At 71.4% G+C, this 14,744-nt stretch carries 13 protein-coding genes; 5 read left to right on the forward strand and 8 right to left on the reverse strand.

Annotation, left to right across the window (positions count from 1 at the left end):
* Positions 1 to 76 precede the first annotated feature (76 nt).
* On the reverse strand, positions 77 to 2,593 hold the full coding sequence (locus tag ABT147_RS20935; protein WP_351408236.1) for an ABC transporter ATP-binding protein/permease: 2,517 nt from the start codon (positions 2,591 to 2,593) through the stop codon (positions 77 to 79).
* 241 nt (positions 2,594 to 2,834) lie between these two features.
* Here ABT147_RS20935 and ABT147_RS20940 point away from each other — a divergent pair, with 241 nt between their 5' ends.
* Both ABT147_RS20940 and serB read left to right on the forward strand, forming a co-directional pair.
* Complete coding sequence (locus tag ABT147_RS20940; protein WP_351408238.1) at positions 2,835 to 4,640, forward strand: streptophobe family protein; 1,806 nt, start codon at positions 2,835 to 2,837, stop codon at positions 4,638 to 4,640.
* A gap of 150 nt (positions 4,641 to 4,790) precedes the next feature.
* Positions 4,791 to 5,999, forward strand: a complete 1,209-nt coding sequence (gene serB, locus ABT147_RS20945; RefSeq protein WP_351408240.1) for a phosphoserine phosphatase SerB — start codon at positions 4,791 to 4,793, stop codon at positions 5,997 to 5,999.
* 203 nt (positions 6,000 to 6,202) lie between these two features.
* On the opposite strand, the gene ABT147_RS20950 is transcribed toward serB, so the two are convergent.
* The 4 genes from ABT147_RS20950 to ABT147_RS20965 all read right to left on the reverse strand — a co-directional run bounded on the left by ABT147_RS20950 (position 6,203) and on the right by ABT147_RS20965 (position 8,749).
* Positions 6,203 to 6,721, reverse strand: a complete 519-nt coding sequence (locus tag ABT147_RS20950) for a SixA phosphatase family protein (protein WP_351408242.1) — start codon at positions 6,719 to 6,721, stop codon at positions 6,203 to 6,205.
* A gap of 97 nt (positions 6,722 to 6,818) precedes the next feature.
* Positions 6,819 to 7,034 (reverse strand): hypothetical protein, encoded by a 216-nt coding sequence (locus ABT147_RS20955; RefSeq protein ID WP_351408244.1) that lies wholly within the window; start codon positions 7,032 to 7,034, stop codon positions 6,819 to 6,821.
* A gap of 220 nt (positions 7,035 to 7,254) precedes the next feature.
* Positions 7,255 to 7,371, reverse strand: coding sequence for an SGM_5486 family transporter-associated protein (locus tag ABT147_RS20960; RefSeq protein WP_351408246.1), 117 nt, complete (start codon positions 7,369 to 7,371; stop codon positions 7,255 to 7,257).
* A 49-nt stretch (positions 7,372 to 7,420) separates the two neighbouring features.
* Positions 7,421 to 8,749: a CynX/NimT family MFS transporter gene (locus tag ABT147_RS20965; RefSeq protein WP_351408248.1), complete on the reverse strand. Its 1,329-nt coding sequence runs from the start codon at positions 8,747 to 8,749 to the stop codon at positions 7,421 to 7,423.
* 70 nt (positions 8,750 to 8,819) lie between these two features.
* On the opposite strand from ABT147_RS20965, the gene ABT147_RS20970 reads away from it, so the two are divergent.
* Positions 8,820 to 9,515 carry a FadR/GntR family transcriptional regulator gene (locus tag ABT147_RS20970; RefSeq protein ID WP_351408250.1) on the forward strand — a complete coding sequence of 232 codons (696 nt, stop codon included), beginning with the start codon at positions 8,820 to 8,822 and terminating at the stop codon, positions 9,513 to 9,515.
* Here the strand turns inward: ABT147_RS20970 and ABT147_RS20975 are convergent.
* The 3 genes from ABT147_RS20975 to fabG all read right to left on the reverse strand — a co-directional run bounded on the left by ABT147_RS20975 (position 9,490) and on the right by fabG (position 11,523).
* A complete protein-coding gene (locus ABT147_RS20975) occupies positions 9,490 to 9,864 on the reverse strand; it encodes a hypothetical protein (protein ID WP_351408252.1) in 375 nt (124 codons plus the stop codon). The two genes, ABT147_RS20970 and ABT147_RS20975, sit on opposite strands and share 26 nt — an antisense overlap.
* Positions 9,865 to 10,045: 181 nt before the next feature.
* The gene (fabI, locus tag ABT147_RS20980) at positions 10,046 to 10,813 is read right to left on the reverse strand and encodes an enoyl-ACP reductase FabI (RefSeq protein WP_351408254.1); all 768 of its coding nucleotides are present in this window, start codon (positions 10,811 to 10,813) and stop codon (positions 10,046 to 10,048) included.
* 5 nt (positions 10,814 to 10,818) lie between these two features.
* Entirely contained in the window at positions 10,819 to 11,523 is a 705-nt protein-coding gene (gene fabG, locus ABT147_RS20985) for a 3-oxoacyl-[acyl-carrier-protein] reductase (protein ID WP_351408256.1), read from the reverse strand.
* 251 nt (positions 11,524 to 11,774) lie between these two features.
* Between fabG and ABT147_RS20990 the strand changes: the two genes are divergently transcribed.
* Both ABT147_RS20990 and ABT147_RS20995 read left to right on the forward strand, forming a co-directional pair.
* Positions 11,775 to 13,298, forward strand: a complete 1,524-nt coding sequence (locus tag ABT147_RS20990; protein ID WP_351408258.1) for a TldD/PmbA family protein — start codon at positions 11,775 to 11,777, stop codon at positions 13,296 to 13,298.
* Entirely contained in the window at positions 13,295 to 14,689 is a 1,395-nt protein-coding gene (locus tag ABT147_RS20995) for a metallopeptidase TldD-related protein (protein WP_351408260.1), read from the forward strand. Before ABT147_RS20990 ends, ABT147_RS20995 begins: the two co-directional genes overlap by 4 nt.
* The last annotated feature ends 55 nt before the right edge of the window (positions 14,690 to 14,744 follow it).

Here is a 14,744-nt window from a genome sequence, read left to right on the forward strand (position 1 = left end):
TCTGAGAACGTGGAAGGGCGGCACCCGGTGCGGGTGCCGCCCTTCGTATGTCAGTGCCCGGCCGTGGGCCGTGCGACTACTTCCGCATGACCTCCGGCTCGTGGCGGCGCAGGAAGCGGGCCACGAGGACTCCGCAGATCACGCCGATCACGACGAGGGCGATCATGTCGAGGCTGTACGCGCCGACCGTGTGGTCCCACAGCGGGTCCGTGTCGCCGGCCTCCTTGGGCGGACTGATGTTGTTGAAGTCCAGCGTGGCACCGGCGGCGGCGACCGCCCAGCGGGACGGCATCAGGTACGAGAACTCGTTGACGCCGGGGCTGCCGTGCAGGGCGAAGAGGCAGCCGGTGAAGACGACCTGGACGATCGCGAACATCACCAGCAGCGGCATCGTCTTCTCGGCGGTCTTCACCAGCGAGGAGATGACCAGGCCAAACATCATGGACGTGAAGCCGAGTCCCATGATCGGGATCGAGAGTTCGAGCATCACGGCGAACTTGCCCTCGCCGAAGATCAGCGCCTCGTCCGGGATGGTCCGGCTGGAGAAGCCGATCGCGCCGACCATGGCGCCCTGGAACACGGTGACCGCGCCCAGGACGATCACCTTGGACATCAGGTACGCCGAACGCGACAGGCCGGTGGCCCGCTCCCGCTCGTAGATCACCCGTTCCTTGATCAGCTCTCGGACGGAGTTGGCGGCGCCCGCGAAACACGCGCCGACCGCGAGGATCAGCAGCACCGTGGTGGCCGTGCCGTTCGGGATGGGCAGGTCGGTCGCCGGGTTGATCTTCCGGACCAGCAGGTCCTTGTCCGGGTCGATGAGCAGGCTCACCGCGCCGAGCACGGCCGGCAGGATCACCGTCAGCGCCAGGAAGCCCTTGTCGGAGACGATCACCGAGACATAGCGCCGGACCAGCGTGCCGAGCTGGGAGAACCAGCCCTGCGGCTTCGGCGGGCGCATCGACTGCGGCGGCGGCATGTGCACCGACTGCGGGGCGACGGCGTCGATGTCCGCGGCGTACATCTGGTAGTGCTGCGAGCCCTTCCAGCGGCCCGCCCAGTCGTAGTCGCGGTAGTTCTCGAAGGCGGAGAAGACGTCGGCCCAGGTGTCGTAGCCGAAGAAGTTCAGGGCCTCCTCGGGCGGACCGAAGTACGCCACCGAGCCGCCCGGGGCCATCACCAGGAGCTTGTCGCAGATCGCCAGCTCGGCCACCGAGTGGGTGACCACCAGGACCGTACGGCCGTCGTCGGCGAGGCCGCGCAGCAGCTGCATGACATCGCGGTCCATGCCCGGGTCGAGGCCGGAGGTCGGCTCATCCAGGAAGATCAGCGACGGCTTGGTCAGCAGCTCCAGGGCGACCGAGACGCGCTTGCGCTGGCCGCCGGAGAGGGAGGTGACCTTCTTGTCCTTGTGGATGTCGAGCTTGAGCTCGCGCAGCACCTCGTCGATACGGGCGTCGCGCTCGGCGGCCGTGGTGTCGGCCGGGAAGCGCAGCTTGGCCGCGTACTTGAGGGCCTTCTTGACGGTCAGCTCCTTGTGCAGGATGTCGTCCTGCGGGACCAGACCGATGCGCTGGCGCAGCTCGGCGAACTGCTTGTACAGGTTCCGGTTGTCGTAGAGGACGTCGCCCTGGTTGGCGGGGCGGTAGCCCGTGAGCGCCTTCAGCAGGGTGGACTTGCCGGAGCCGGAGGGGCCGATGACCGCGATGAGCGACTTCTCCGGGACACCGAAGGAGACGTCCTTCAGGATCTGCTTGCCGCCGTCGACGGTGACCGTCAAGTGGCGTGCGGAGAAGGAGACTTCACCGGTGTCGACGAACTCCTCGAGACGGTCGCCGATGATGCGGAACGTCGAGTGGCCGACGCCGACGATGTCGTTCGGGCCGAGGAGGGCCGTACCACCCTTGGCGATCGGCATGCCGTTGACGAACGTGCCGTTGTGCGAGCCGAGGTCGCGGATCTCGAAGCGCCCGTCGGGCGTCGCGTGGAACTCGGCGTGGTGGCGCGACACCTGGAGGTCGGAGACCACCAGTTCGTTCTCCAGGGCACGGCCGATGCGCATGACACGGCCGAGGGCCAGCTGGTGGAACGTGGTCGGGCTGCGGTCGCCGTAGACCGGCGGCGCCCCCGCGCCACCACCGGGGCCCTGCTGCGGGAAGCCCTGCTGCTGCGGGACCTGTGCCTGCGGCGGCTGCTGCCAGCCCGCCTGCGGTGTCTGCTGCGGCGGGGCCTGCTGGCCCGCGTATCCCGCGCTCGCGCCCTGCGCCGCGTACGGCTGCTGCTGGGGCTGCGCGGCAGCGGCGGTGCCGGAGAGGTTGAGTCTCGGGCCGTCGGTCGCGTTGCCGAGATGCACGGCCGAACCGGGGCCGATCTCCAGCTGATGGATCCGCTGCCCCTGCGCGAAGGTGCCGTTGGTGCTGCCGTGGTCCTCGATCACCCAACCACGGCCGCTGTAGCTGATCGTGGCGTGACGCCAGGACACCCTGGCGTCGTCGAACACGACGTCTCCCTGCGGATCACGTCCGAGGGTATATGCCCTGGACGGATCGAGCGTCCAGGTTTGTCCGTTCAATTCCAGTACGAGTTCCGGCACTCCATGCCCCACTGAGTTGTCCCCCGAATTACCCCCAACACAGGGAGTCTAGGGATGTCGAACATCGGGGGGAACTATTTCAGGCTCGACCCCCTGACCGAAAGTCGGGCCTTGTGAAGAGAACGTACGGGGGCATCGCCCCGTCCCGTTGACGGGGTTGAAAACGGGCCGGAGAGTGGTAATCCCACGCGAGGGGGACATCAGCGGTGCAACGCCGCGATGCGGATCGGGGGGTCCGACCATGAACGACCGGAATGCCGACCTCGGCAGGCGCGTACCGTGGGGGGACGTACTGTTCTCCGCGATCGCCGCCGTGAGCTGGGCGTTGATCGGGATGGCGGGTACGGCGGCGCTCGGTCTGCATCTGCTGGAGGCCGACTCGGCGGGTGAACTGGGGGCCCTGACGGCGGCGGTTGTGGCGCTCGGGGCGGGTGGGTCGGTGACACCGTCCGGCGATGTGTCCGTCTTCGGCCTGGAGGGAGCGCGGGCGACCACCGCCATCGAGATCACGCCACTGGGTGTCGGCCTGGTGGGGGCGCTCCTGCTGTCCTGGTTCTTCCTGCGGTCCTTGCGCGGCGCGGGAGTTGTGATCTCCTCCGTCGAACTCCTCGCGCGGGCGGGCACGGTGCTCGCGCTCTTCGTGGCGCTGATGGGCGGACTGGCCTGGGCCGGCAACGCCGTCGTCACCCTCGACGGGAGCCGGCTGGGCATCGACGAACAACTGCCGGGCGGCGGCGACCTCGACAAGGTGGAGATCCCCGGACTCGGCGACCTCGGGGACATCGGCGGCGGTCTGCTGCCGGACCGGCTGGGCGATCTGGCCGACGCGAACGCCGAGGTGGGCTTCACCGTCGACACCGTGCCGAGCCTGCTCGGCGGCCTGGTCTGGTGCCTCGGCGTGCTGGTCGTCGCCCTGCTGGCCTCGCGCCGCACTCCCCTGCCGCCCGCCCTGGACGCGGTGCACCGGGTCGTACGGCCGGCCGTGTCCGCGGTGGTGACCGTGCTGCTGGTGGCGGTCCTGGCCGGGCTCGCGGCGGCGGCGTACGCGGCGATCGGTGACCCCCACCCCAAGCGGATCGCCGGCGCGGCCCTCCTCGGCGCGCCCAACGGCGTCTGGCTCGGCGTCCCCCTCGGCCTCCTCGTCCCCTGGGACGGCAGGGCCACCGGCGCGCTGGCCGACCTGCTGCCCGACCCCCTCGACGAGCTCCTCCGCGTCGACGCGGACGAACCCGTCACCCTCGGCCGCCTCGCCGAACTCGACAGCCGGGTCTGGCTGTTGGGCCTCGCGGCGGCACTGATGATGCTGTACGCGGGAGTCCTGACCGCCGTCCGTACGCCTTTCGTACGGGCCTCGGCCGCCACCGCTGCCGGAGGTGCGTCCGGTGCGGACGCACGAGGCGGGGGTGCGCTCGGCTTCGTCGCGCGCTGCGCGCTTCGGCTCGGGCTGGCGACGGCGGTGGCGCTGCCGCTGCTCGTACGGCTGACGGAGGTGTCGGTCGACGCCTCGCTGGCCGTGTTCGGCATCGACGCGTTCGACGCGGGCGTCGAGCTGCGCGGGCGGGCGGCGACGGCGTTGGTGCTGGGCGCGCTGTGGGGCGCGGGGGCGGGGGCCGCCGGGGCGCTGCTGGCCTGCGTGACACGGGCCGCCGGGCTGCGGGCCTCGCCGTGGGCGCGGGGGGACACGGGCGGCGGTGGGCCGGCGACCGCAGGGGTTCACGAGACCTCCGCGACGGCCTCCGCCTCGGGGCCGTACGCGCCGGGTACGCCGTACCGGCCGCCGAACCCGGACACCAATCCGTATCTGCGGCTGCCGGACGAGCTGCGGAGGGGGCCGGGGGTGCCCGGGGCGCCAGGGGCGCGGCCACCCGATGCTGATGTGTACGGGGCGCCCACGGTGGTGCGGCGGTCCACGCCTCCGCCGCGGCGGCCGGGGACGGGTTCCGGGGCTGGGTCCGGGGCGGGTGCCTGGCCGGCTCCGCCGCCCCCGCCGCCCCCGCCGGAGGAGGGGCCGCCTCCTCCGCCTCCACGGGGCCCCCGGGGGCGTTGAGGCGCCCGGCGAGGGAACGTTCCTGTGAAGGCGCTCCGGGGCGTCGTACACGATCCGGGTGCGCTTCAACCGCCGGTAACCCAGTGTTCTCCGTCCGCTGGGCGGACCTCAGGGCAAAACGCACGGGGCGCCGGATACGGTTGGCACATCATGAGCGCTTCGCAGACCTCCTCTGACATCCCCACCCTCCTCGTCAAGATCTTCGGCAAGGACCGGCCGGGTATCACCGCCGGGCTGTTCGACACCCTCGCCGCGTACTCCGTCGACGTGGTCGACATCGAGCAGGTCGTCACCCGTGGCCGGATCGTGCTGTGCGCGCTCGTGACCGAGCCGCCCGCCGGGCAGGAGGGCGACCTGCGGGCGACCGTCCACAGCTGGGCGGAGTCGATGAAGATGCAGGCGGAGATCATCTCCGGCCTGGGCGACAACCGGCCCCGTGGCCTCGGCCGCTCCCACGTCACCGTGCTCGGCCACCCGCTGACCGCCGAGTCCACCGCCCGTATCGCCGCCCGGATCACGGCGACCGGCGGCAACATCGACCGTATCTTCCGGCTCGCCAAGTACCCGGTGACGGCCGTGGAGTTCGCGGTGTCCGGTACGGAACCGGAGACGCTGCGGACCGCGCTGGTCACCGAGTCGGTGGCGCTGGGCGTGGACGTGGCCGTGGTCGCGGCGGGGCTGCACCGGCGGGCGCAGCGGCTGGTGGTCATGGACGTCGACTCCACGCTCATCCAGGACGAGGTGATCGAGCTCTTCGCCGCGCACGCGGGGTGCGAGAAGGAGGTCGCCGAGGTGACGGAGGCGGCGATGCGCGGGGAGCTGGACTTCGAGCAGTCGCTGCACGCGCGCGTGGCGCTGCTGGAGGGGCTCGACGCCTCGGTGGTGGAGAAGGTCCGCAGCGAGGTACGGCTCACGCCGGGGGCGCGCACGCTGATCCGTACGCTGAAGCGGCTCGGCTTCCAAGTCGGCGTCGTCTCGGGCGGGTTCACCCAGGTCACGGATGACCTCAAAGAGCGGCTGGGCCTCGACTTCGCGCAGGCCAACACGCTGGAGATCGTCGACGGGAAGCTCACCGGCAGGGTCGTCGGGGAGATCGTGGACCGCGCGGGCAAGGCGCGGCTGCTGCGCCGGTTCGCCGCCGAGGCGGGGGTCCCGCTGGCCCAGACCGTGGCGATCGGCGACGGCGCGAACGATCTCGACATGCTCAACGCGGCCGGTCTGGGCGTCGCCTTCAACGCCAAGCCGGTCGTCCGCGAGGCCGCGCACACGGCGGTGAACTTCCCCTTCCTCGACACCGTGCTGTATCTCCTCGGGGTGACCCGGGAAGAGGTCGAGGCGGCGGACACGCACGACGAGTAGGGGGCGGACGGGCGTACGACGACGGGCGTGTTCCGTACGGGCGTACGTTCACACGCGCGGAAAGGCCCGGCACGAGTGGTGCCGGGCCTCTGTCGTACCGAGTGCCGAGTGCCAGGTGTCGAGTGCCTGGTGTCGAGTGCGTAGTGCCGCGTGCCGGCGTGCCGCGTGCCGGTGAGGCTGCTCGGGGGGTTGCGCGGCCCTGGTTATTCCGTCGGCGCCCAGTAGTCGGCCAGCGTGGCCACGCCCGGCTCCAGGCTCTTCCAGGGGCCCTCGAAGGTGAGCACGGCGAAGGCGGCGGCCGGGAAGCCGTGGCGGTTCATCCGCTCGCGGGCGTCGCCCTCGGCGGTGCCGGCGAGGATGTCGGCGAGGCCCTGGATTCCGGGGTTGTGGCCGATCAGGACCACGTTCTGGGCGTCGTCCGGGGTTTCGTTGAGCAGGGCGATCAGCTCGCCGGGGGAGGCTTCGTAGATCCGCTCCTCGTAGACCGTTTTCGGCCGCTCGGGCAGTTCGTGGACGGCCAGCTTCCAGGTCTCGCGGGTCCTGACGGCGGTGGAGCAGAGGGCAAGGTCGAGGGGGATGCCGGAGTCGACCAGCTTGCGCCCGGCGACGGCGGCGTCCATGCGGCCCCGGTCGGCGAGCGGCCGCTCGTGGTCGGAGACCTGGGGCCAGTCGGCCTTCGCATGCCGGAAGAGGACGATCCTGCGGGATTCTGCGACGCTCATGAGTCCCAGCTTCGCACGAAACAGGCCATGGGGCGCGGGTAGTTGAAGTGCGGATACCCGCCACCGGTACATGTGCTTCCGGCGGGCCGACCGCTCGTCACGGTGCGTGGCTCGGCAGTGCCTGCTGGATGCGCTCCAGGAGGTGGGCGATCGTGGGGTCGCCGCTCGCCGCCTGCGCTTCCGCGGGGTTGAGGATCAGCAGCAGGAGGGTGACGAAGCCGAGGGCGGGCAGGGCGACCGCCCACCAGGGCAGCCGGATGTCGACGCGGCTCGTGGGCGCCGGGTGGGGCCGGGTGTGCGTAGGGGCCGACATGCCGCCTCCGTGGTCTGCGAGTGGGCGGTGGCCCGTCCTCCCGGCCACATCTCGAAGCTACGGAACGCGGGCGCCCCGGCCCATCCGGTGATCCACCCACTTCACCCTGAGACTCGCCCCCTAGGGGACAGGGGGTTATCCCCACCCTCGACACGCACGACGACAGGTCGCCCTGACGCGACGGTCGGCGCCGCTCACAGTGACGTGACGACCGCGCCGCTCACGGTGACGCGATGGCCGCGATGATCCCGATGACGACGAAGATGGCGAAGAACGAGCCGAAGACCAGGAGCATCTTCTTCTGGCCGTTCTGGGGGTTCGGGTCGAGCACTGGCATACGCCCAGTCTCGCACCCCCGGCCCTCGGTGAGGCTGCCGGGGTCCGCCTCAGCGGGCCGCCTCGTCCTCCACCACCCGGTCGCGGCCCGCCAGGACACCGGCGGCCATCTGCGGGAGCATCAGGGCGGCCATGAGGGCGAGGGGCAGGCCCCAGCCGCCGCTGTGCTGGTAGAGGACGCCGACGAGGAGCGGGCCGGGGATCGAGATCAGATAGCCCGTGCTCTGCGCGAAGGCGGACAGCTGGGCCACGCCCGCGCCGGATCGGGCCCGCATGCCGACCATGGTGAGCGCCAGCGGGAAGGAGCAGTTGGCGATACCGATCAGCAGCGCCCACGCCCAGGCGCCCTCCGCCGGGGCGAGGTGGAGGCCGCCGTACCCGAGGAGGCCGCAGATGCCCAGGGCGACCGCGATCGGCCCCTGGTGGGGCAGCCGGGTGGCGAGGCGGGGTATCACGAAGGCCAGCGGTACGCCCATCACCATCGTGACGGCCAGCAGCAGCCCGGCCGTGCCGGCCGGGACCCCCGCGTCCCGGAAGATCTGCGGCATCCACCCCATCGTGATGTAGGCGGCGGTCGCCTGGAGCCCGAAGAACACGGCGAGCGCCCAGGCCGTACGGCTCCGGGTGATCCGGAGGGCGGGCCGCTCCGCGCGTGCGGTGGCTGCCTCGGCGGGTCCCTCCCCGCGCGCGGGAGCCCGCTCGGCCGGGCGGGCGGCGCGGTCCCGGACGAAGGGCAGCCAGGGCAGTACGGCGGCGGCCGCCAGGCCCGCCCATACCGCGAGCCCGGTCTGCCAACTCCCGCCCAGCGCCTGGGTCATGGGCACGGTGACGGCCGCGGCGGACGAGGTGCCGAGGGCGAGGGCCATGGAGTAGAGGCCCGTCATGGAGCCGACCCGGTCGGGGAACCAGCGCTTGACGATGACCGGCATCAGGACGTTGCTGACGGCGATGCCCATCAGGGCGAGGGCGCTCGCGGCCAGGAAACCGGCCGTGCCGCCGGCGTACGGCCGGATCAGCAGGCCGCCGGTGATCGCGACCATGCCCGCGCAGACGACGGCGGCCGGGCCGAAGCGGCGGGCGAGCCGGGGCGCCATGACACCGAAGACGGCGAAGCAGAGCGGGGGTACGGAGGTGAGGAGCCCGGCGGCGCTGCCGCTCATGCCGAGCCCGACGCGCACCTCTTCGAGGAGGGAGCCGAGGCTGGTGATGGCGGGGCGGAGGTTGAGAGCCGTCAGGACGATGCCCACGACCACGAGCCGTGTCGTCCACGCGCGCGTGGGCGACGGCACCGGACCATCGGACAGGGGGCCTTCGGACATGGAGCGTTCGGGTGCGGCTGTCGGCGTCAGGGTTTTCTCGCTCACCATGACACCCATCATAGAATCATAGGATGATTGGTTGTCCATGGCCCGGCTGCTCCCGGTCGGCCCCTCCGTGCGAAGGTGTGCCATGCCGCTGAGCCATCCCCGCCGATCGGCGCTGTCCGAGCAGGTCATCGCCGCGCTGCGGAACCAGATCACCTCGGGCGAGTGGCCGGTCGGTTCCCGTATCCCCACCGAGCCCGAGCTCGTCGAGGAGCTGGGCGTCGCCCGGAACACGGTCCGCGAGGCCGTCCGCGCCCTCGCGCACAACGGGCTGCTGGACATCCGCCAGGGCTCCGGCACCTACGTCGTCGCGACCAGCGAGCTGGCGGGCGTGATGCACCGCCGCTTCGCGGACGCCGACCCGGCCCATATCGCCGAGCTGCGCTCCGCCCTGGAGTCGAGCGCCGCGAAGCTGGCCGCCGAGCGGCGCACCGAGAAGGACCTCAAGCAGCTGGACACGCTCCTGGCCCGCCGTGAGGAGGCGTGGGCGTCGGGCGACGCGGAGGCCTTCGTGACCGCCGACGCGACCTTCCACATGGCGGTCGTGGCCGCGTCCCACAACGACGTCGTGACGACGGTCTACGCGGACCTGGGCGAGGTCCTGCGGGACTGGCTGCGCGGCGACGTGGGCGAGGAGCTGACTCCGGAGACGTACATGGACCACGCCCGGCTCGTGGCCGCCATCCGCGCGGGCGACGCGGAGACCGCGGCTGCGGAGGCGGCCGGCTATCCGTTCCACTGCCGTCCGGGACGGGTCAGTCCGCCGCCCGCTGGTGGCTGAACCACACCGAGCGGACCTCTTTCCAGCAGCGCCCGGTGAGCCGTACGGTCCGCGCGGGCCCCGTCGCGACCGAGGCGCTGTCGCTGTCGATGTCCCACCAGCGCGCGCACTCGATGTGCAGCCGGACGCGGTCGACGGCCGCGTAGGGGTTGAAGCAGTGCGCGATCACCTGGGAACCGGTGACGGTACTGCGGCAGGCCGCCCCGAAGGGGTCGGGCTTGTCGTCCGTCCCTACGCGCGCGTGCCGCTCCCCGGTCTCCACGCGCGTGTGCGGTGCCGACTCGGACGGGAGGGTGAGGACGAGAGCCAGGGCGACGACCGCCGGTGCGATGCTGCGGGAGATGCGCACAAGGGGGACCTCCTCAGGCCGAGCGGCTGAGCGGTGTACGTCCAGCGTGCGCGGCGCCCGGCCCGGCGGCCCGTCGAATGGGCCGAACGAGTGATCGTCCCCGCGGAGAGGAGTACGGCGAGGGCGCGCACCCGAATGGATGCGCGCCCTCGAACCGTCGGTGAGGCCTCAGTGGCAGCGCTCACGCGCCGATCGCGTGCAGCCCGCCGTCGACGTGGACGATCTCGCCGGTGGTCTTCGGGAACCAGTCGCTGAGCAGCGCGACGATGGCGCGGCCGGCCGGCTCGGGGTCCTTGAGGTCCCACTCCAGCGGCGCGCGGTCGTCCCACACGGCGGCCAGCTCGCCGAAGCCCGGGATGGACTTGGCGGCCATGGAGGCGAGGGGGCCGGCGGAGACGAGGTTGCAGCGGATGTTCTGCTTGCCCAGGTCGCGGGCGACGTAACGGCTGGTGGCCTCCAGGGCGGCCTTGGCCGGGCCCATCCAGTCGTACTGCGGCCAGGCGAACTTCGCGTCGAAGGTGAGGCCGACGACCGAGCCGCCGTTCTGCATCAGCGGCAGACAGGCCATGGTCAGCGACTTCAGGGAGTACGCGGAGACGTGCATCGCGGTGGCGACGGACTCGAACGGCGTGTTCAGGAAGTTGCCGCCGAGGGCGTCCTGCGGGGCGAAGCCGATGGAGTGGACGACGCCGTCGAGGCCGCCGAGCTCCTCGCCGACGATGTCGGCCAGGCGGCCCATGTGCTCGTCGTTGGTGACGTCGAGCTCGATGACCTTGGTGGGCCTGGGGAGCTTCTTGGCGATGCGCTCGGTCAGCGTGGGCCGCGGGAACGCGGTCAGGATGATCTCGGCGCCCTGCTCCTGGGCCAGCTTGGCGGCGTGGAAGGCGATGGAGGACTCCATCAGCACACCGGTGATCAGGACGCGCTTGCCCTCGAGAATTCCGCTCATGGTGATCAGTGACCCATTCCCAGTCCGCCGTCTACGGGGATGACGGCTCCAGTGATGTACGAGGCGTCGTCCGAGGCGAGGAACCGCACCGTCGCGGCGATCTCCTCGGGCTGCGCGTACCGGCCGAGCGGCACCTGCTTCACGATGCCCGCGCGCTGCTCGTCGGTGAGCACCTTGGTCATGTCGGTGTCGACGAAGCCGGGGGCGACGACGTTGAAGGTGATGTTGCGCGAGCCCAGCTCACGGGCGAGGGAGCGCGCGAAGCCGACCAGGGCGGCCTTGGAGGCTGCGTAGTTGGCCTGGCCGGGCGAGCCGTAGAGGCCCACGACCGAGGAAATGAGGACCACGCGGCCCTTCTTGGCGCGCAGCATGCCGCGGTTGGCGCGCTTGACGACGCGGAAGGTGCCCGTGAGGTTGGTGTCGATGACCGAGGTGAAGTCCTCCTCGGTCATCCGCATCAGGAGCTGGTCCTTGGTGACGCCGGCGTTGGCGACCAGGATCTCGACCGGGCCGTGCTGGGCCTCGATCTCCTTGTAGGCCTGCTCCACCTGCTCGGAGTCGGTGATGTCGCACCTGACGGCCAGGAAGCCGGCCGGCGGCTCCCCCGAGCGGTATGTGACGGCGACCTTGTCGCCGGCGTCGGCGAACGCGCGGGCGATGGCGAGGCCGATGCCCCGGTTGCCTCCGGTGACGAGAACCGAGCGGCTCAACGGATCACCCTTTCCTTAGCGGTCTGAACGCCTGCCTGAATGCCTGGACGGCAGGTGCCTTCCTCGAAAACCTATCGGTCCGGTCCGCCGGGTGGGCATTCGAGCTGTGACAGTGGCGCGGGGACGGCGCTGTCGGGTCTCTACAGAAAGCCCGCCGACCTCAGCCGGAAAAATGTGGTCCGGCCGGCCGCGGGCGCGACATGATCGGACCCGACAGGCCACGACAACCACACGGCAACAGGGAGACCTCGGTGCCTCATTCCATCGACGAAGCCTTCACGGCACTACCGCTAAGGGCCCTGGCCGACGCCGCGCTCGCCCGTGCCCGGGCCCTCGGCGCCGATCATGCCGACTTCCGGTTCGAGCGGGTGCGCAGTGCCTCCTGGCGGCTGCGGGACGCGAAGCCGGCCGGGTCGTCGGACACGACGGATCTCGGGTACGCGGTGCGGGTGGTGCACGGCGGGACCTGGGGGTTCGCGTCCGGGGTGGATCTGACGATGGACGCCGCCGCGAAGGTCGCCTCGCAGGCCGTGGCGATGGCCCAGCTGTCCGCGCGGGTCATCAAGGCCGCCGGGTCCGACGAGCGGGTGGAGCTGGCGGACGAGCCGGTGCACGCGGAGAAGACCTGGATCTCGTCGTACGAGATCGATCCCTTCACCGTGCCCGACGAGGAGAAGTCGGCGCTGCTCACCGAGTGGAGCACCCGGCTGCTGGCGGCCGACGGGGTCAACCACGTGGACGCGCAGCTGATGACCGTGCACGAGAACAAGTTCTACGCGGACACCGCCGGGACCGTGACCACCCAGCAGCGCGTACGGCTGCATCCGTCGCTGACCGCCGTGTCGGTCGACGAGTCCAGCGGTGAGTTCGACTCGATGCGGACGCTGGCGCCGCCGGTCGGCCGGGGCTGGGAGTACGTGACGGGCACCGGCTGGGACTGGGACGACGAGCTGGCGCGGATCCCGGAGCTGCTCGCCGAGAAGATGCGGGCGCCGAGCGTCGAGGCGGGCGTCTACGACCTGGTCGTCGACCCGTCCAACCTGTGGCTGACGATCCACGAGTCCATCGGCCACGCCACCGAGCTGGACCGCGCGCTCGGCTACGAGGCCGCGTACGCCGGCACCTCCTTCGCCACCTTCGACAAGCTCGGCAAGCTGCGCTACGGCTCCGAGCTGATGAACGTCACCGGCGACCGCACCGCCGAGCACGGCCTGGCGACCATCGGGTACGACGACGAGGGTGTGGCGGGCCAGAGCTGGGACCTGGTGCGGGACGGCACCCTCGTCGGCTACCAACTCGACCGCCGCATCGCGAAGTTGACCGATCTGGGCCGCTCCAACGGCTGCGCGTACGCCGACTCCCCCGGGCATGTGCCGGTGCAGCGCATGGCCAATGTGTCGCTGAAGCCGGACCCGGCCGGGATGTCCACCGAGGACCTGATCGGCGGGGTCGACCGGGGGATCTATGTCGTCGGCGACCGGTCGTGGTCCATCGACATGCAGCGGTACAACTTCCAGTTCACCGGGCAGCGGTTCTTCAGGATCGAGAACGGGCGGATCACCGGGCAGCTGCGGGACGTCGCGTACCAGGCGACGACCACGGACTTCTGGGGCTCCATGGCGGCCGTGGGCGGGCCGCAGACGTACGTCCTGGGCGGCGCCTTCAACTGCGGGAAGGCCCAGCCGGGCCAGGTCGCCGCGGTGTCGCACGGCTGCCCGTCGGCCCTCTTCAAGGGCGTCAACATTCTCAACACCACGCAGGAGGCCGGTCGATGAGCGCCCGTACCCACAAGCCGCACGAGATCGTCGAGCGGGCCCTCGAACTGTCCCGGGCCGACGGCTGTGTGGTGATCGCCGACGAGTACTCGACGGCGAACCTGCGCTGGGCGGGCAACGCGCTCACCACGAACGGGGTCACCCGGGGCCGCTCGGTCACCGTCGTCGCCACCGTCGACGGCAAGGAGGGGACCGCCTCCGGGGTCGTGTCCCGGTCCGCCGTCACCCCCGAGGAGCTGGAGCCGCTGGTCCGGGCCGCCGAGGCCGCCGCGCGCGGCGCAGGACCCGCCGAGGACGCCCAGCCGCTGGTCACGGGCGTGGCGCACTCCCCCGACTTCACGGACGCGCCCGCCGAGACCTCCTCCGCCGTGTTCGCCGACTTCGCGCCGGCGCTCGGCGAATCGTTCGCACGCGCGCGTGCGGGCGGCCGGGAGCTGTACGGCTTCGCCAACCACGAGCTGGTGTCGAGCTATGTCGGTACGTCCACGGGGCTGCGGCTGCGGCACGACCAGCCGAACGGGACGCTGGAGCTGAACGCCAAGTCCCCGGACCGCAGGCGCTCGGCCTGGGCGGGGCGCTCCACCCGGGACTTCAAGGACGTCGACCCGGCGAGCCTGGACGCGGAACTGGCCGTACGGCTGGGCTGGGCCGAGCGGCGGGTGCCGCTGGACGCCGGGCGGTACGAGACGCTGCTGCCGCCGACGGCGGTGGCGGATCTGCTGATCTACCAGATGTGGTCGGCGTCGGCGCGGGACGCGGCCGAGGGCCGGACGGTGTTCAGCAAGCCCGGCGGCGGTACGCGGATCGGCGAGCGGCTGACCGAGCTGCCGCTGACCCTGCGCAGCGACCCGAACGAGCCGGGCCTGGAGTCCGCGCCCTTCGTGCTGGCCCACTCCTCCGGCGGCGACAGCTCGGTGTTCGACAACGGGCTGCCGCTGACGGCGACCGAGTGGATCAGCGGGGGCGAGGTCGCGCACCTGCCGACCACCCGGCACAGCGCCGGGCTGACCGGGCTGCCGGTGGTGCCGACGATCGGCAACCTGATCCTGGACGGCGGCGAGGACCGCTCCCTGGAGGAGATGGTCGCGAACACGGAGCGCGGGCTGCTGCTGACCTGCCTGTGGTACATCCGCGAGGTCGACCCGGCGACCCTGCTCCTGACCGGGCTCACCCGCGACGGCGTCTACCTCGTGGAGAACGGCGAGGTCACGGGCGAGGTCAACAACTTCCGGTTCAACGAGTCGCCGGTGGATCTGCTGGGCCGGGCCACGGAGGCGGGGCGTACGGAGAAGACGCTGCCGCGCGAGTGGAGCGACTACTTCACCAGGGCGGCGATGCCCGCGCTGCGGGTGCCGGATTTCAATATGAGTTCTGTCAGCCAGGGCGTATAACCTCGTAGCCGACAGTCACTCGACTGGCGAAGATCACCTGGCTGAAGATCACCCG

Source organism: Streptomyces sp. NPDC001868 (assembly GCF_040297125.1).
GTDB lineage: Bacteria > Actinomycetota > Actinomycetes > Streptomycetales > Streptomycetaceae > Streptomyces.